The sequence below is a fragment of the Intestinibacillus sp. NTUH-41-i26 genome (genome assembly GCF_032769475.1).
Classification (GTDB): domain Bacteria; phylum Bacillota; class Clostridia; order Oscillospirales; family Butyricicoccaceae; genus Agathobaculum; species Agathobaculum ammoniilyticum.
In genome coordinates this window covers 225648-243660 of sequence record NZ_CP136477.1, presented here as the reverse complement: position 1 = coordinate 243660, position 18013 = coordinate 225648, and the positions used below count along the sequence as shown (strand labels likewise).

Annotated in this window: 15 protein-coding genes and 1 pseudogene; 9 read left to right on the top strand and 7 right to left on the bottom strand. The window is 51.0% G+C overall.

Annotated features, from left to right (window positions below; translation table 11 throughout):
* Positions 1-34: 34 nt before the first annotated feature.
* The 5 genes and pseudogenes from RX717_RS01105 to RX717_RS15845 form a co-directional block, all read right to left on the bottom strand.
* Positions 35-751 (bottom strand): PepSY domain-containing protein, encoded by a 717-nt coding sequence (locus tag RX717_RS01105; RefSeq protein WP_316960505.1) that lies wholly within the window; start codon positions 749-751, stop codon positions 35-37.
* A gap of 460 nt (positions 752-1211) precedes the next feature.
* On the bottom strand, positions 1212-1895 hold the full coding sequence (locus tag RX717_RS01100) for a hypothetical protein (protein WP_054328557.1): 684 nt from the start codon (positions 1893-1895) through the stop codon (positions 1212-1214).
* A 12-nt stretch (positions 1896-1907) separates the two neighbouring features.
* Positions 1908-2354 (bottom strand): MarR family winged helix-turn-helix transcriptional regulator, encoded by a 447-nt coding sequence (locus RX717_RS01095; protein WP_054328558.1) that lies wholly within the window; start codon positions 2352-2354, stop codon positions 1908-1910.
* An 849-nt stretch (positions 2355-3203) separates the two neighbouring features.
* Positions 3204-6449 (bottom strand): S-layer homology domain-containing protein, encoded by a 3246-nt coding sequence (locus RX717_RS01090; RefSeq protein ID WP_316960504.1) that lies wholly within the window; start codon positions 6447-6449, stop codon positions 3204-3206.
* Positions 6450-6670: 221 nt separating this feature from the next.
* A pseudogene (locus RX717_RS15845) lies at positions 6671-7015 on the bottom strand (BspA family leucine-rich repeat surface protein); the annotation flags it as partial.
* Between the two features lie 142 nt (positions 7016-7157).
* Here RX717_RS15845 and tnpA point away from each other — a divergent pair.
* The 5 genes from tnpA (at position 7158) to RX717_RS01065 (ending at position 10326) form a co-directional block, all read left to right on the top strand.
* On the top strand, positions 7158-7559 hold the full coding sequence (gene tnpA / locus RX717_RS15840; protein WP_054328539.1) for an IS66 family insertion sequence element accessory protein TnpA: 402 nt from the start codon (positions 7158-7160) through the stop codon (positions 7557-7559).
* Positions 7549-7905 carry an IS66 family insertion sequence element accessory protein TnpB gene (gene tnpB, locus RX717_RS01080; protein WP_054328538.1) on the top strand — a complete coding sequence of 119 codons (357 nt, stop codon included), beginning with the start codon at positions 7549-7551 and terminating at the stop codon, positions 7903-7905. The genes tnpA and tnpB overlap by 11 nt, the downstream gene beginning before the upstream one ends.
* A gap of 80 nt (positions 7906-7985) precedes the next feature.
* Complete coding sequence (tnpC, locus tag RX717_RS01075; RefSeq protein ID WP_316960201.1) at positions 7986-9587, top strand: IS66 family transposase; 1602 nt, start codon at positions 7986-7988, stop codon at positions 9585-9587.
* A 126-nt stretch (positions 9588-9713) separates the two neighbouring features.
* Positions 9714-9947, top strand: a complete 234-nt coding sequence (locus RX717_RS01070) for a helix-turn-helix domain-containing protein (RefSeq protein ID WP_054328537.1) — start codon at positions 9714-9716, stop codon at positions 9945-9947.
* Positions 9889-10326: a sporulation initiation factor Spo0A C-terminal domain-containing protein gene (locus tag RX717_RS01065; protein ID WP_316960200.1), complete on the top strand. Its 438-nt coding sequence runs from the start codon at positions 9889-9891 to the stop codon at positions 10324-10326. Before RX717_RS01070 ends, RX717_RS01065 begins: the two co-directional genes overlap by 59 nt.
* A gap of 290 nt (positions 10327-10616) precedes the next feature.
* Here RX717_RS01065 and RX717_RS01060 read toward each other — a convergent pair whose 3' ends face one another.
* Positions 10617-11681: an FUSC family protein gene (locus RX717_RS01060; protein WP_147574627.1), complete on the bottom strand. Its 1065-nt coding sequence runs from the start codon at positions 11679-11681 to the stop codon at positions 10617-10619.
* A gap of 198 nt (positions 11682-11879) precedes the next feature.
* Here RX717_RS01060 and RX717_RS01055 point away from each other — a divergent pair, with 198 nt between their 5' ends.
* Both RX717_RS01055 and RX717_RS01050 read left to right on the top strand, forming a co-directional pair.
* A complete protein-coding gene (locus tag RX717_RS01055) occupies positions 11880-12098 on the top strand; it encodes a helix-turn-helix domain-containing protein (RefSeq protein ID WP_243182498.1) in 219 nt (72 codons plus the stop codon).
* Positions 12099-12189: 91 nt separating this feature from the next.
* Positions 12190-12600, top strand: a complete 411-nt coding sequence (locus RX717_RS01050) for a DDE-type integrase/transposase/recombinase (RefSeq protein ID WP_243182500.1) — start codon at positions 12190-12192, stop codon at positions 12598-12600.
* A gap of 696 nt (positions 12601-13296) precedes the next feature.
* On the opposite strand, the gene RX717_RS01045 is transcribed toward RX717_RS01050, so the two are convergent.
* A complete protein-coding gene (locus RX717_RS01045; protein ID WP_186950394.1) occupies positions 13297-14106 on the bottom strand; it encodes a LytTR family transcriptional regulator in 810 nt (269 codons plus the stop codon).
* 457 nt (positions 14107-14563) lie between these two features.
* Here RX717_RS01045 and RX717_RS01040 point away from each other — a divergent pair, with 457 nt between their 5' ends.
* Together RX717_RS01040 and RX717_RS01035 are read left to right on the top strand one after the other, a co-directional pair.
* Positions 14564-17542 (top strand): S-layer homology domain-containing protein, encoded by a 2979-nt coding sequence (locus RX717_RS01040; RefSeq protein WP_147574625.1) that lies wholly within the window; start codon positions 14564-14566, stop codon positions 17540-17542.
* Between the two features lie 183 nt (positions 17543-17725).
* Positions 17726-17893: a hypothetical protein gene (locus RX717_RS01035; RefSeq protein ID WP_153802407.1), complete on the top strand. Its 168-nt coding sequence runs from the start codon at positions 17726-17728 to the stop codon at positions 17891-17893.
* The last annotated feature ends 120 nt before the right edge of the window (positions 17894-18013 follow it).

The following is an 18013-nucleotide window of genomic DNA, read 5'->3' as shown; positions in this document are numbered from 1 at the left end:
GTCCTCCCCTTCGTTATCATATCTTAAAAATAAATCAGTCAAAAACCGATTCTGCTTCCCATTCGAGAATCGTACCGCTGTATGCGTCGATCGAAAAATCATATTCTATGTTCTGATAAATAATCTTTCCCTCATACAGCACCCAACCATCATCATAGTCCAGATGGAGCCTTATGTCTCTTTCCGTTGCACCGGATACCTTAGCCAGTGCGATTTGCTTTGCTTCCTGTTCCGTTATCTGCTGCCCTGATTGCGCACCTTGCTGGAACGGCGTATAATTTTCCGCATCATAGTCGAAGCTTCGGACCGTTCCCGTTGCTGCATCGATCTCGTAATCATATTCCGTATTCGTTTCGGCAATGTAAAATTCCACATCGTATACCAGAACGCCATCATCATAATCCAGCTTTGCCCACAGGAATGCCGCATCGCTCTCCTTAATCTGAGCATGTTCCAGAGCAATCTGCTTCGCCTGTTCCTCACTGATCTGGGTCGTTGGCTGTTGGCCACTGCCTGTGTTTCCGGAATTCTGGTTCGTCGCTGCCTGATTCTCTGCCACGGCAGCCTGCTCTACTGATGGCATGTCACTTACCGGAACCTGCCCGCTTTGCAGCAGCGATCCCGTTTGCGACGGCGCCCCCTGCTGCGGATAGCCAGCATTCCCTGCACTCGAAGCTATAGTTGGCGTACATCCCGCCAGCATTGCAGCCGCGCCAAACGCCATCATTGAGATCATTAATCCTTTTTTCATGTCCCAGAACCCCTTTCCTTTAGTACATCTGTAGTATATCGTGCTTTCATTAAAACTTCATTAAAAAAGTACATATTTTAGAAAAATATTATTTTGAAACAAAAAAGGCATACGCCCATAGGAGCATACACCTTGTATTTTTTGCTTCCGATATGCTGATTTTTACCTGTCGGGTAGAAAAGACAGGGTGTGAAGTACAGTAAGTCCTTATAACTTCGTACATCGTTTCATATCGGGACTTTGTATGTGCTTTGTCTTTTGTTTTTTGTAATAGTACCCCCCTGTTAGATAACGGGGGCTTTGAACGGCTCGCTACGCTCGCCCAACCGCCGAAGTGAACCGCCCCCTCGCCAGCAAAGTTGGCGTGGCGTATTGTCTTACGACCGCCACCGTGGGCGGATCGCTCCGTCGGTTGTTGAGATTTTGCACTTATCTTCCGCACAAACTGAGGATTATCGGATTAAAATAGATATTTACCTGCTACCAAATAATATCCTGAATCAAGCAAAAGACCAAATGAAACTACAAGCAAAATTATATAACATACATGAACGACTGTCTTAAGCCCCTTTTCCTTTAATCTATCCACCCATTTCACGAGTTTCTTTAATAAATTCATCTGATTTGCTATATATACGATAACAGCCATAAACTGACTTACCAAAAACCAAATCGTAAGTAATAAAATTGCTGATAGAAAATTATTCGACTCTCCGCCAAGTAAAATCACAGCATAGTAGGTTGGGTCTGTGAAACAAGTTATGGAAAAAACAAATCCAGTAAACAAATACTTAAACGAAGAACCTTCTACTATTTTTCTATTTTCGTCCTCTTTTTTCGTTTTATAAAATATTTTTTTAATGACGAATATAACAACAATCAAAGATAATACAAATTGTAATACTGCCCATAATGGACTGTCTGCTTCTGGTGTAAAGCTTCGTAATATCTCCACGGCTGATACACCAAATATTGTAGCTAAAACTGCTCCTATCAAAATAGAAAATCCCATAAATGAAAACCAAAATAAAGATATTTTTGATTTACTGTCCTTCCGAAGCCCCATACTTATCATATAAACAGCAGTAATCGGGTCAATACCCAATATTCCAAGCCCTATTGTACTTATTATTTTGTGAACCATACTTTTTCTCCTTTATTCATTTATAATATTGTCAACTTTAGCCTTAAAATTATCAAGATATTTATTCATTAGACGGACGATTTCTTTTTGTTCTTCTTTTGTCATTTCTCCAAAAACATCGTTTTCAGCTTGTTCAATAGGTAAAATTTTTTCATTTACAAGTTCTTTTCCAGTCTTTGTAAAATGAATATAAATTTCTCGTCCAGTTCCTTTGGTGAAATCAATCAAACCATTTTCTCTAAGTTTGTTTACCGACGAATTGACTGTTTGCTTATTCAAATAGCAATATTTATAAATCTCGGTTTGCGTACACCCCTCTCCTAAAACAAGAATAGCTTGCAAGATTTCATACGCACTATCAGACAAACCTTGTTTTAAAGCTATTTCATGATAAAATTCGTTAATTAAATTACTGATACGGTCAAACTCTTGTAGTACTTGATTTTGTTTGAATTCCATTGTTATCCTCCTAGTATGAAATCATACTCGTGCAGTATAGTATAATTTCATACTTTTGTCAATGGAAATAAAAAAATCAGTTAATCAAATATTCATAGACTAATAAGTTTTAGAGTAATCAAGCAGAAATGAAATAGTCTGCTGTTATACTGCATAGAAAAAGACACTCTTTTTCAAGTGTCATTTTTCCATAACTCTATATTTCTTTGCATAAGTTGTTACATCAAGCTCTTTCATTTGTTGTAATTTCGTTGTAATTTTTCTTATTTTTCTTTTCTTGTTTTACGGATAGATACTGTATTTATACCGATTTTCTCAAATCTTTATCTCTTTTTGTTTCAAAATCAGCCGATTAAAAAATATCAGATACAGATGAAGTTGCCTTTAAAAAAGTATAACTTTTCAAAACCACCAAGCCATGTGTTCATAGAATGGATGTAATGAAAAAACTGCCCTGCATACAAAGCCTCGTATACAGGGCAGTTTTTTTCATTTTCTCTTTGTTATCACAGCAAATTAAAGAGCAGATATTGCTTTTGCATAGCGCCATAATAACCTTTGCGATCAATAGTATGAGGAGCAAAACGCCCCGAATAGGGAATAGTAACAGGTCGGGTAAGGGATGAGCATTGCTGTCCATCCCTCCCCTAAGAACCGTACGCGAGAGTCCCCCTCATACGGCTCAAGTCTTACAAAAGGCTCCTTTATTGGCAACTCTGCTCAAAAGCAGTAATCAGGCTGTGGATTTCTTCGTGACATTCCTTGTGTACCATGATTTTCTGCCTATTCCTTTCCGGCTGGGGCATGCACCTTGAAGCCGGTTTCTAAGGAAATCGGATAGAATTGATTTTACTTACTCCAGCTTTCCTCGGCCGTGTTGGAGTCTCTGGTGTAATCGTGTTCCGTGGAAGCCTCCACCACGTCGTAGAACGCCCAGTGGCTTGCAGGCACATCAGGGAAGCGAGTACCCGCGCCGTTGTCCACCGCGCTGCGGTCTGCAATGCGGGCCAACATGCGGTTGATGATAGCCGCAGTTTCGGCACGGCCAATGGGCTGCTCAGGACGGAAGGTGCCGTCCTCATAGCCGTTAATCCAGCCGTAGCTTACCGCCGTCTGCACAGCCCCGCGATACCATGCGTCCGCAGGCACATCAGGGAACGTAAGCGCCTTGTCGGTGCTGGCCCTGGCGAAACGGGCCGCAATAGCCGCAAACTCAGAGCGGGTGATGGGCTGCTCCGGCCGGAACGTACCGTCCTCATAGCCGGTGATGATACCCTTTGCCGCCAATGTCACAACCGCCTCGTGATACCACGCATCCGCAGCCACGTCGGGGAACGACGGGCTTTGGCTGTGGCTCTGGTCCAGCAGCAGGCGGTAGAACGCCTGCGCCACCTCGGCGCGGGTGATGTTGTTTGCCGGGCCGAAGTTTCCGGTTTCATAGCCTACCATGTAAGCTATGTGCTCTCTGGTGTTCAGCATGGAGGAAACGCCGGTGCCGTCAGGGTCGGCCACACTGGGAATCTCCGGCTTTTGCTCAAACTGCACCTTGACCGTGACCGCCGAGCTGGGCATTTTGAAGGTGTATTTGCCGTTGCCCTTGTCGGTCAGCGCGATTTCCTTTCCGGTCTTGTCGGCTGTTGCGGTGATGCTCTCCACCACGCCCTCCGTGGTGATCGTGACCGTCTCACCGGACGCGGCCTTGTCCTTGTTGGAGTCCGCTGTGCCGCTGCCGTCGGTTTCCACATGGACGGGGTACTTGTCAGTGGTGGTGGAACCACCTCCACCGCCGCCCCCGCCGGAACCGCCGCCACTGTTATCCTTTTCATAGACAACCGCAATCGAGTGGTCGGCGGTTACATTGGTAAAGGTGTAGCTGTTTCCGGTCAGGCTGGCCGGGGCATTGTCCACGGTCACGCTCTTCAGCTCATAGCCGCTGTTGGGGGTAAAGGTGATCGTCTGGTCCTTGCCGTCCTCCACCTGCACCGCGCCGCTGGGGCTGGCTGTGCCACCCGTTACGCTCACGGTGATAGTGTGCTTTACAGGCGTGGGCGGCTCGGTCTTGGCTTCCGCTGTGGCGCGGATGATAATATCGCCGCTCACGTCGGTAATGTTCACCTTGCCCGTGGCCGGATTATAGATGGAGGAATTGGAGGCCAGCTCCATGCCGCCCATCTGGATGCTCACGGATTTCATTTCGTAGCCGCTTTCCGGCGTCAGGGTGGTTTCATAGGTGCCGCCCCGTGCAACCGTTTTCTCCGCACTGGAGCTGGTCACATGGGAGAGGGCATAGCCGACCTCAAAGGAGGTCTGCTTCCAGACGGCATACAGGGTCACGGTCTTGCCGTCCTTGTCAATCAGGCCGTCCGCAAGAGCGCCGTCCTCCTTGACCACCTTGCCGGAGGGGGCAGTCGCCCAGCCGGTAAAGGTGTAGCCTGCCACGGGATAAGTAAACTGGTTCTGCGTCAGGTATTGGGTTTTGGTATCCCATGTCACATTCTTCATGGGCTGCATCGTGCCCTCGCCGCCGTTGGCGTCGAACTGGATGGTGCCGGTATAGGGACGCCATGCGCCCTTGAACGCCACTGTTACGTCAGTTGCGTCACGGAACTGCTCGGTGTGAAGCAGGCCAGTGGTGTTGATGGTGTAGGTCTTTTCGTTGTGCGTGCCGGTATAAACTCCGTCACGGTCAGGGCCGCTCAACGTCACTTCCTGTCCGCCGATGGTCAGGGTGGGCACCCAGCCGCCAAAGATGTGGTTGTCCGCGTGCTCCAGAATGGAAATGATGGCGTGGTTGTCGCCCACCATGATTTCCTGCGCATGGACATGCTGCTCGCCGTCGCCCGAGACAATCTCGCCCGGCAATTCAGGCGCGCCGTTGGGTACATGCTGCGCATCATTTTCGCTGGTGTACTGGTATGTCACCGTGATTTTGGGTGCGCTTTCCTCTTTGATTTTCCATGTGCCGGTCAGGGTCAGGTCATTGTCCGGCATGGAGAAGCCCGTTTCGCCGGGGGTGACGGTGGCCTGCGTATCCGAGCGCACCCAGCCGCTGAACTCATAATACTCATAGCTGGTGGTGGGCTTGGCCGCGATGCTCACCGTGTTACCCGAAGTGTATACACCGCCATGGGGCAGTACCGCGTCGGGCGGCACCTCACCGGCAAAGGCATAGGTCAGGGTATGCTGGTTAGAAGGCTCCGGCTTTGTACCGTCCTCCTTATCCCACAGGCGGTACACGTTGGAGACGGCCGAACCGGCGCTGTCCTGCGCATAGGCGATAGCGTCCCAGTAGGTGTATCCGTCCTCACCGGCCGTCTTGCTCTGGTTGGTACAGGTAATGGTGATCTCGATTTCGTTGCCGGTATAAAGGCCCTCAAAGGTGCCGCGCAGGACGGGATTGCTCGGATCAGATTCGTCCAGGTAGGGCTGCTTTACAATCTGCCCGCCCTTGAAGCCGCCGGAGGAGCCGTCGCTGTACTCAATATCGCTGACTTCAATATCTGTTTCGGTTATGGATTGCGCCACCTTTTCGGGCAGAGGGAAAGCCAGTTCAATGCGGCCGCTCTGTGCGCCTGTATCGCCCGCGTATTTCACCCGCACGCGGTAAGTGAAGCTGCTGCCCGCCGGGGTTGCTTCATCGTGGACGATGATAGAGGAATCCCCAACGGCCTGTACTGCCGCATCGCCGTTCTGGCTGTTCAGCGGGGTTGAAAGCGGGGACACGCCCACGCTGCGGACACTTGCCACAGCGGCCAGCGGCACAGGGGCAGCCTCTGCCGGGGGCATGTCCTCGGCGGGGGCTGCGGGTTCGTCTGCCGGTTCTTCATCCGGGGCCGGTTTCTCTGCCGGAGGTTCGGTTACTTCCGGTTCCTCAACAGGCGGTTTCTCCGGTGTATCGGGTACTTCCGGTACAGGCTCCGGCTGGGGTTCGCTTTCGCCGGGCGTTTCTTCGGGGGCTTCCGGTGTTTCCGTATCCGTGCCGGGTTCGTCTGTGGGCTGCTCTGGGGTTTCCGCAGGCTGTTCCGGCTGGTTATCCGGCTGCTCCGGCATCTCCACAGGCTGCTCCGGTTCAGTGGGCAGGGCAGGCTCTTCCACCGGGAAAGCTCCGGCTGGGGCAGGTCGCTGATTACATCCGCGCCGCCCCATGGCGCACCGTCCACCGTCACGCTGCCGGGGAACTTTGCCGCGATGGCTTCCATAGCGGCTTTTGATTCAGCGTCGCTGCCGATTTCCAGTGTCGCGCTGTCAGGAACATCGTCAAACATGTTGTGAAGGCTAAGGTCCTCTGCCTGGGCGCGCATCCTTTTCCATGACAGGTTTACACTTTCCAGTGCCTCACAACCATTGAACATGCTGGTAAGAACTGTCAGGTTGGGCAGAATCCAGTTGCTCAGGTCTACGGATTTCAGCGAGGTGCAACCGTAGAACATCTCTTGCATGCTGGAGAGGCTGTCAAACTTAGCACCGCTTTCTGGTGTTTCAAAGGGAATATTCTCCAATTGGGCACAGTTGTAGAACATACCCGACATATTCTGTACCGCATTGTTCCCGCCCAGTTTGATACTGCCAGTGATACTTTTCAGGGCTTTGCAGTCCCAGAACATCCTTTCCATATCCGTGACGTTAGAGACATAAAAATTATTTCCCAAATTAAGGGTCATCAGACTGTCACAGCCTTCGAATATACGTAAGCGTCAAATAAAGCAACGGATTGTTGGTAGAGGTAGAGTGTGAGAAAATAAGGATAAAAGTTGCAGTGGATAGCATTAAGGGAAGTCAAAGGAAGCAGAGGAGCTGGGAAAAATGACAATTCGGGAAAGACATCGGGAGCAGCAAGTGGCCCAATGGACGGAGCTCGTACAGGAATGCCGGAGCAGCGGGCAAACAGTAACGGGATGGTGCGATGAACGGGACATCAGCACAAAGACGTATTACCGATGGGAGAAAAGAGTATTGCAGCGAAGTGGCCACGGGATAAAAAAGGTGGAAAGAGTACCGGCAGAAAAAAAGGCGGCTGAATTTGTAGAGCTGAGAGTGAGGAAGGAAGGGATGTGGAACAGGGAGTTTCTTCAGACTGCTCCAGAGGGGAAACAGTCGGCAGTAACAGTGGTGGTAAAGGGGCGAGGGATAGAAGTTGAGATTTATGCGGGAGTGGAGCTGCCGGTGATAGAGGCGATCTGCCGATCGGTGTGCCATGCTGAATGATTTTCGCGGCGCGGAAAAAGTGTATATAGCCTGTGGGTACACAGATCTGCGGAAAGGGATCGACGGCCTGGCGACATTGGTACAGCGGCAGTTCCATCTGGACCCGTTCAGCAATACGCTGTTCCTGTTCTGCGGTTACCGGCGGGATCGGATCAAGGGGCTGTATTGGGAGGGGGATGGATTTGTTCTGGTATATAAGCGGTTAGAAGCAGGCGCCTTCCAGTGGCCGCGGAACGGAGATGAGGCGCGCCAGTTGACAGGCCAGCAGTACCGCTGGCTTATGGAAGGGTTAAAGATCGAACAGCCCAAAGCGCACAAAGCGGTGACTGGCCTGAGTATGATATAGCGTTGAAAAATCGGATGCTATTTTCCTCGAAATCCCTTGAAATGCTGGTGTTTTAAGGGGTTTTGTGTTATAATGAGAATATGAAAAATGAAGTGAATATTATCACAAGCAACACGGAAATGGTGACCATTTCCCGTGCGGAATATGAGTCTCTGAAGGCGGAAAGAGACGAGCTGAACCAGAAGCTGGACTGGCTGATGGAGCAGATGCGTCTTGCCAAAAAGAAAGTCTATGGGGCATCGTCCGAGCAGACGAAGGAAGAACTGGCAGGCCAGTTGAGCCTGATGTTTGATGAAACGGAAGCGTGGCTGTCTGCTAAAAGGACTTCCGTAACGGAGAGCAAGGTTGTTGCCCACACCCGGCAGAAGCGGTCTTCCCGTGTGGAGGAGGTACTGCCGGACAATGTTCCTGTTGAGGTGGTAGAACACCGTGTCCCGGAGTCTGAGCGTAACTGTCCTGAATGCGGTACACTCATGACGGAGATTGGGAGTGAGGTTCGCCGTACTCTGGTGATGATCCCCGCCCAGGTGAAGATCCGGGAAGATGTTTATTTTACATACGCCTGCCAGAACTGCAAGCAGACGGGGACGGAAACACCTGTCCTGAAAGCCGAAAAAGAGCCTCCCCTGATCTCAGGCAGCTACGCCTCCCCAGAGGCTGTGGCTCATATCATGGTCCAAAAGTTTGTGATGTACGCTCCGCTGTACCGGCAGGAACAGGAATGGAATCGGGCTGGGGTGATGCTCTCCCGGCAGACGATGAGCAACTGGGTGTTGCGGGTGGCGGAGGATTGGCTGCGGCCCATCTATGACCAGATGCACCAACAGTTGCTTCAGCGAGAGGTCCTCCACGCGGATGAGACGACTCTGCAGGTGCTGAAACTGGAAGGGCGGACGGCCAGGAGCAAGTGCTATATGTGGCTGTACCGGACCGGTGGAGACGCCGGGCACCCCATTGTCCTGTATGAGTACCAGCAGAGCCGAAAGGCGGAGAATGCCGAGGCGTTCCTCAAGGGCTTTACGGGCTGGCTCCATGCTGATGGTTATTCCGGCTACCACCGATTGCCGGAGAACATCCGGGTGGTTGGCTGCTGGGCGCATCTGCGGCGAAAGTTTGACGAAGCGGTGAACGCCTTGCCAAAAGAGCAGCAGACGGGCTGCGCGGCGTTGGAGGGACTGCAATACTGCAATGTTCTCTTCGCCATTGAAAAGGAACTGGCGGATCTGCCGCCGGAAGAACGGTACAAACAGCGTCTGATCCGGTCCAAACCGGTGATGGACGCTTTGTTGGCATGGGCGGAAACAAAAACCGCCCCGCCCAAGTCCTCTTTGGGAAAGGCGCTGTATTATCTGCGGGAGCAGTGGCCATATCTAAAATGCTTTTTGGAGGACGGGCGGCTGGAAATAAGCAACAACCGGGCAGAACGGAGTATGAAACCCTTTGTGATGGGGCGGAAGAACTGGCTGTTTGCAAATACGGAAGGCGGGGCCCAGAGCAGCGCCATTGTTTACAGCCTGATTGAAACGGCCAAGGAAAACGACCTTGACCCATACCGGTATCTGGTCTATGTGCTGTCCAGGGCGCCATCTATGGCCGTGGCTGACAGAGAGTGGGCCACAAAACTGACGCCGGATCTTGTTCCGGTGCAATATCGCAGGGGCCAGGAGGACTCTACAATATAGGTTTTTTAATGGACTGACCGAAAGGCCGGTCCATTTTTTTCGACATTTTCCACCAAAGGGGAACTACAGAGCCTCACAGGTAATCCCTTCCATCCCTTATGCTTTGCATGAAGGGAGGTGAGGAAAATGGAAGCAAGCTTTGATGGAGCAAAACTGCGCGAAGTACGCAAAGACCGAGGCAAGACACAAGCGATGCTGGCCGTAAAAATGGGCACTTCTATTCGCCATGTACGAGCCTTGGAGACCGGTGAGAAGACAAACCCATCCGCATGTCTTCTCTGTAAAGTAGCCGTGGCTTTGGATGTCCCGATGGAAACATTTATGCGGATCCAGCCAGAAGAAGGGGATGAACTTGTATAAAGCAAAAGGAGATGAAACCTTGCCCTACCTAAATGCGACTTGTGATCTGTTGTACAGCCTTGGAGTAACCGCGAATTATAAGGGGTTTCTTCATACTACCTACGCAGTGTCTCTGTGTATGGAACGGCAAGACAGGCTTCTGTTGGTAACAAAATGGCTTTATCCTGATGTTGCCAGGAGATATGGGACGAACTGGAAGGCAGTGGAACGTAATATCCGAACCGTATCCAGGATTGCGTGGATACGCAACCGCGTACTCCTGGAATCCCTTGCGCAAAGGCCTCTTGACAGGCATCTATGTTCTACCGAATTCCTCGCGGTTCTTTTCCATGCGGTTTACTCCGCTGAATTCCAGGATCTTTCTTCATCTAAATCCTAAATCCCATTTACTGTCCAATCTCAAAGGGCGCAGGTTGCAAATTTACCTGCGCCCTTTCTCTTGGCTTATTTTACGCTTACGAACAGCACACATGAAACGTGTCAATCTGCGGGAAAAAACTCAGCAGGTAAATGAAAGAGCTGTCACTCATTGTGAGCAGTTCTTAGCGTCGGTCTATGGACAGTCATTTCCACGAGCAGCCCAAACCACTGTGCAAGTTTTTTATTTATACTCTAATGGGGAAAATTGTAAACAGAGGCTGGAAGATAATCCTCCGGCCTCTGTCCCAATCAGCACATATTCCCACTCGTTCTATCTTTTATAAGGCGATTTACTGCAAAGTTATATGCATAATAGAAAAATACCCCGAAACAACATCCAATTATATTATTGGCGATACGGAGAATAATGGCCGACTTTAATCCAAAAATACTTGTAGCCATTAAAAGTGCCCCAAAGCAATTCAAAAGGGTTTTCCAATGATATGCAGCACAGAGCCCCAGAAGCAGTCCGGAATAAATTCCTAAAGATGGCTGCGCCGCTGGAGGAAGGAGCTGGTATACAATCCCGAACAGTAAGCTTCCGGCTACTACGCCGCCCAACCGTTGGAATGCTCGTTTGTTGGGCCGCTCTCCGTATTGCGTAAGTACGGTAAGGCAGGCACAGCCTACCCACATGACTCTATCCACTTGAAGAAGTTCACCGACAAGAATTCCCAACGACAGTCCCAGAATCACTTGAAACTGCCACCTTCCAAGAGAAGTGGACAGTGAAAAATCTTTTACAATTTGGAAAAAACTTTTGTCATAGTGTTTTTTTCTGTGGTTGATATAGAAAACGGCTCCGCATATCAGAACTCCTATCAACATTTCCAGGGTACGGAGTCCCAAAAGCCGCCCCTCCACGGGATTACCATATAAGAACATATAGGCGAACAAATACAGTCCGGCGCTTCCATACAGCGGTTCATGACAGGCTGAAATTACAATAAATCCAATGCTCAAAAAGTTGATGCAAAATCCTATAACCGGATTAACAGACTGGGCAATACAGGGGCTAAATGTTAGAAGTACAAACACAACAAAAAAATTTATCATCGACCCCTTGATACGGTATCCAAAGTCAACAAAACGAACCATCAGCAAAATACAGAAGATCACTACGGCGGCAGAACTGTTCTCATTGCCAAAGAAAAAATTTAGTACAGAAATAAAGGCGATAGCAAAGAGAACACAAAGTACATCTTTTATAATTAAGGCCGCTACAAATTTGTGCTTTTCGGATTTAGTTGCGGCAGTTCTGATTTTTTCCTTACATACGGATACATCTAATTGCATTGCCTGATAAAAGTTCATCTGCTCTCCCCTTCCTTAACAAATAATTTTATCATAATTTAACAAGAAAATCAAGAACGTGGTCTTTGTATCAGTGCAGGAGTTTGTATGGGTACAATACATATTGGACAGATGAATAAAAAAGGATGAAGGATAGGGCCTCATCGGTTAAAGTTGGAGTTGCAGGCAACAACTCAACGAGAGGGGGCCATATCCTTCATGAGCAAAAGTATAACACAGGACCTGGCATACCGGCAATCCCTGATGAAATATGCAGAAAAGTACGGCGTGAACCGTGCCAGCCGGAAGTACAACAAGAGTCGGTCGTACATCTACTTTTGGAAGAACCGATGGGATGGGACGGTGCAGTCCCTAGACTACCGCTCCAGACGCCCCACAATCACCCCAACCAGCACACAGAAGCGGAGTCGAAAATGACCGCCGCACCCCCGATCTTGGCATGGTGGAACTGTGGCACCGGCTACGGCCGCGGGGCTATGCCCGCCGCCCGGAAAGCCTGTTCCGAGTGATGCGGAAGTTGGGCTTGTTTCCTGCGGCTGAGAAGAAAAAGACATACAAACCCAAGCTCTATGAGCAGACGACCTATCCCGGCCGACGAATCCAGGTGGATGTGAACGTAGTTCCTCGAAAGTGTATCGCAGCCACAGAACTCCGCCTGTACCAGTACACCGCCATTGACGAGTTCACCCGCCTGCGCTTCCTGGCCGCATACCCTGAGCAGTCCACCTATTCCTCGGCGGATTTCCGCAAAAAGTTGCTCAAGTGGTATGCCCGCTGGGGAATACGAGTGGAGTGCGTCCAGACGGACAACGGGTTTGAGTTCACCAACCATTTTTCCAGCAGCAAGCGAGACCTGCCCACCCTGTTTGAGAGTACCGCGGCCCGACTTGGCATCCGCCACAAGCTCATTCGTCCCTAATACCCCACGTCACAATGGCAAAGTGGAGCGCAGCCACAGGGAGGACCAGAAATGGTTTTACTCCTGCCACAGCTTTTACTCCCTGGATGATTTTGCAAAGCAGCTCGCCATTCACAACCGCCGCTCCAACAACTTCCCCATGAGGCCATTGGGATGGCGTTCTCCCTTAGATTTCACTGTCCAATTTCTTTGACAAACCTACACATGAATAAATCTGCCTTGGATACCAAGACGGACCGGGCATTTTCTTTCAGCCTTACGGCCTACACCGGTTTGAGGTTTCACTGCGCAACCCCTACTGAAAGCTCCATAAGACAATGCGTGCCGGCGCACTCCCTTACTTCAACGTTTTGAAAGACGCACGCCGTTGCCCGCTGGTATCTTTGATAATAGGACAAGGCGGCGGGCCTTGTCAATCCTCTTGCGGTGGCAGCCGCAGTTTTCCGTGCAAAACGTAGCGGAAAACCAGCGACCCAAGGGAGCAAAACCACAAGCTCCGCTTGTGGTTTTGCCACGCCGTAAGGCATGTTCGCCAGAAGCGCCAGCGCCTAGGCTGGGATTTGGAGGCGCAGGTCGCCGGTGGCGACCGCTGGATGCGGCAGACATCCAGCAGCGCCGACCGAGCCGACAGGCGAGACCCCCAACCAGCGTTTTGAAATATCCGAAAAGGATATTCCAATCCATTGCTGGCCTGTGTTATTGGGAATCGTGGCTCGGAATCTCCCTGCTTGGGATTTTATGCAGCAGATCCTCCTTGACCTTCATATAGGTTAGAGAGGGGATGGGAATACAAAGCCCAGAAATCAACTCCACCTCAAAGCGCCGGATCGCCACGATGAACAGCGTATTGACCAGATACCCCCGGTGAATAGGGTAAAACAAATCCGGCAATTCCTTTGCAATCTCCCCGATGGAACTGTTGCAGGAGATCACCCGATCAATACAGACAAACTCGGTTTTCCTGCGCTGGCTTTGCACATACAGAACGGTGTTTGAATTGACGAAAATGGTCTGTGTCCCGCTGCGTATCGGTATACGCCGTCCAGAGGGGCGCTCCAACAGCAGACTGCGGACAAACTGCGTGGTGTTTACGTCCAGGTTCAGCACCTTACTCTCACTTGGCTGCATGTACTCGTAGGAATTGTGCTGGTGTACCATTTTCAGTTCCCCGCCTATGATCCGGTAACTGATGGTGAAATGGTTGATGACGCGGAAAGATCCCTCCAAGCTTTCCACGATGATTTGACCACAGACCTGCGCCGCGCTGTCTCCCAGGGAAACCGGAAAATATTCTTCCTCTATGATGTTGACTGCTTTCCCTGTAAAGCCTTTGAAATGCTCCCGTATTGCGTCGCCGCCAAATAATAGTGGCTCTCCCGTGCCGAGGTAAACGCTGTCCGGGCAGAGGTAGGAAAACCATTTATCTAAGTCCCCCGCATAGTGGGCGTGGAACAATGCTTTTGTAAGGGCCGCGATTTCTTCCAAATCGATTTTTTTAGCTGCCATTGACAAACCACCTTTGCGCGTTTCTTTGATTTCCATTTTAGCAAAGCGCGGGAAAAAGGGCAAGAAAAAATGTGTGATTCGTAACATCAGACGCATCATTGGCGCAAGCTCTATTGACTGCTTTTGTTGTCTTAGGTATAATCGTTAAATAGGGAGATTATGCGTTTTTTTGTAAAAAAGAGGTTGACAAGTATGATTCTATACGATATACTCACGGCAGACAGGCAGACAGGCAGACAGGCAGACAGGCAGACAGGCAGACAGGCAGACAGGCAGACAGGCAGACAGGCAGACAGGCAGACAGGCAGGATAAGTCTGTCCTTTTTTGCTGTGTAAATAAAGAAAAAGTCAACAAAAAGGGCGCGTTGCGTCCACGGTTTTTCCGTGGGCGTGGCGCGCCCTTTTTGTATGTTGCGCTATTTTCAGATGATTTCATGACAAGAGGGAGGAAGCATATATGAACACAGGAAAACGGTTATTGTCCGCGCTGCTGTGCGCCTGCATGATCGCGGCGCTTTTGCCGACAGCGGCACTTGCGGCAGGAACAGACACAGGCAAGGCGATCCAGCTTGTGGACAGCGGAACTGCCGCGAATATCAGCGGCGGACAGGACAGCAATATATATTTTGGTAGATATAAGCAAAGCAGCAATGACAGCGACGGCTATAACACCGATCCCATCAAGTGGCGGGTGCTGGAAAATGCCAAGGGACAGTTGTTTCTGCTTTCCGACCAAAATCTTGACGTATTTCAATATCATACGAAACAGGAGAGCGTAACATGGGAAACCAGCACCATGCGCTCCTGGCTCAACGGGTACGATGCGTCGCACAATACCGGCGGCAATGACGGGATTGACTATACAGACGATAATTTTATCAGCACCGCTTTTTCTGACGGAGAGCAAGGGGCTATCGCAGAAACAGAGGTTGTCAATGATGATAACTCGAAGTATCACACAGAGGGCGGCAACGACACTACCGATAAAATTTTTCTTTTGTCAATTGCAGAAGCACAGAACAGCAGCTATTTTGCCGATAACGACAGCCGTGTCGCGACCAATACCGCCTATGCCGCAGGCGGCGGTGCATCCGGCGGTGTCGGCGGAGCCGGTTTCTGGTGGCTGCGGTCGCCTGGCGGCGACCAGATTTACGGTGCGGCCGACGTACTCATGAACGGCAGTGTGGCTGAGGACGGCGGCTATGTGAACAATACTTTTGTCGCTGTTCGTCCCGCTTTTCATTTAGATCTGACATCTGTCCTCTTCACATCTGCCGCCGTAGGCGGCAAAATCCCCGCCGCTGAAAGCAGCGATAATCAAAGCGGCGAAGCCGCCGATGCGATTTTTGAAATTGACGGTTATGGCGGCAATGAGTGGAAATTGACGCTTTTAGATGGAAGCCGCGATTTTTCCATTTCCAAAGCAAAAATTGAAGAAAGTAAGATTGACTTTTCCTACTCCGGCGCACAGACTGGGACGAATGAATATATTTCCGTTGTTATCGAGGACAACGGTGCGATTACCTACTACGGGCGCATTTTGCAGCTGGACGGTATGACCAATGGCGCAGAGGGAACGACAAACCTTACGCTCCCTGCGGGTGTAACGTTAGACAATGATACAAAACTGTATGTATTCAACGAGCAGTACAACGGCGGGGAAAACGACGATACCAGGCTGACGGACTACGGCAGCAAAATGATTGATGTGCAATCCGCTGTTGACACCACCGCCCCGAAGCTTACATCGGGCAGCGCAACCCGCGACAGCGAAACCGACGCGACGGTGAAGTTTACCAGCAGCGAAGCGGGCGAATATTACTATGCCATTGTAGAAAGTGGCGCAAGCGAGCCGGAGATCACTACCACCGGAACAGGGACTGCCTGCACAGCGGAAGAAAACACCATTTCCCTAACCAAGCTTACAGGAAATGGGGCAAAGGATATTTACATTGTCGTGAAAGACGAGGCGGGAAATGTCAGCAAAAAACAGAAAGTCACCATACCCGAATATATCCCGCCGGTCTATGAGATTTCCGCATCCCCGGCCACGCTGGACTTTGGCAGTCAAACGGTAGGCTATACAGAAGCACCTGCCGCGCAGACGGTAACAATCAAGAATGAGGGCAACCAAAACACAACCGTTAGTCTGCCGACCAGCACGAATTATACCATTACGGCGGGAAAAGGCTTTACAGGTAGCGCCGCCACTCTTGCCCCCGACGGTACGGCACAATTCACTGTCCAGCCGATCACTGGGCTTGACGTGGAGAACTATGCGGAAACGCTCACTGTTTCCGGCACGGAAAACGTCAGCGCGCAAGTTGCGCTCTCCTTTGCCGTTGTCGAACCCCAACCAGCCACCTACAGCTTGACCGTAAACTTAAACGGTGGCAACGGGGTTGACGCAAGCGGCGAGTATGCCGAGAACGCAGTTGTTGAGATCAACGCAGGCAGCCGCAGCAATTACCGCTTTGACGGGTGGACTTCCTCAAACGGCGGCACATTTGCAGACACTTCCAGCGCGGCAACCACCTTTACCATGCCTGCTGCAAGTACCACCATAACGGCAAATTGGCGATACATCGGCGGCGGTGGTGGCGGAGGCGGCAGCGAGGGTACCAGCAGGCCCACCTACCGCCCCGATGTGGAGAACACGGAAAACGGAGATGTGGCCGTCCAGCCCAGCAATCCCCACAAGGGCGACGAGGTGACCGTTACCCCCAGGCCGGAGGACGGCTATGAGGTGGAGGCTGTGATCGTCACCGACAAGGACGGCAAGCCGGTTGACGTGACCGACAACGGCGATGGTACCTGGACTTTTACCCAGCCCGGCGGCAAGGCGACGGTGGAGGTCATCTTCCGTGAGATCCCGCTGGGAACCCTGCCCTTTACTGACGTACCGGAAAGCGCCTGGTATTGTGACGCAGTGCGTTACGTCTATGAAAACGGCCTGATGAACGGCATCGGCGGCGGCGCGTTCAACCCCAACGGAACCACCACCCGGGGTCAGATCATGACCATCCTGTGGCGCATGGCGGGTTCCCCCGGCATGGAGGGGGAGATTTGGGGCTATCCCTTTGCCGACGTGGACGCCACGGCCTACTATGGAACAGCAGTCTACTGGGCGAGGATGAACGGCATCGCGGAGGGGTACGGCGACGGTAAGTTTGGCCCTGATGACCCCATCACCCGGGAGCAGTTCGCCGCTATACTCTATCGGTTTGCCCAGGAGCTGGTCTATGATGTGACCGCAGCCGCCGACCTCTCCGGCTATGCCGACGCGGGCAGCATCAGCGGCTACGCCCTTGCCGCCATCCAATGGGCCAACGCCGAGGGCATCATCAGCGGCACCAGCGACACCACATTGACCCCGCAGGGGCAGACCACAAGAGCGCAGGCTGCGGCCATGCTCATGCGGTTCTGCGAGCAATAGTCTTGGAACTCGCAACATTGCAAATGTAAAGTTATCTGACGTCAAGGAATTGGCTTTAAGAATGAAAGAACGATAATCGTTTTTTGCTTTCCGCATAAAGACTTCACGTTCAGGTACAATATCTATATCAATCAAACTACAGGTCTTAAAATAACGGAAAGAGAAATCTTGACGGAATAAATCATGGCTTTTGGCAGATATCTGCTGTCCGGCATGCATGTATGGCCGGACAACCAGCTGGGTCTGGCTGTGCAGGAGGCCACCAACGGCTGCGACTTCGACCGCAAGGAATACATCCATGAGCATTGGACAAAGCTGACCGACCATCCCAACTGGGAACAGTATCAGTAAGACGTCTGCCGCGGCAGTCCGGTAAAAAGGAATAAAGAAAGTGTGGGGCATAAAAACAGGCAGGTATTGTAGCCGCAATACCTGCCTGTTCCTTCATTTGGAAGATGCCTTTACAGGGGG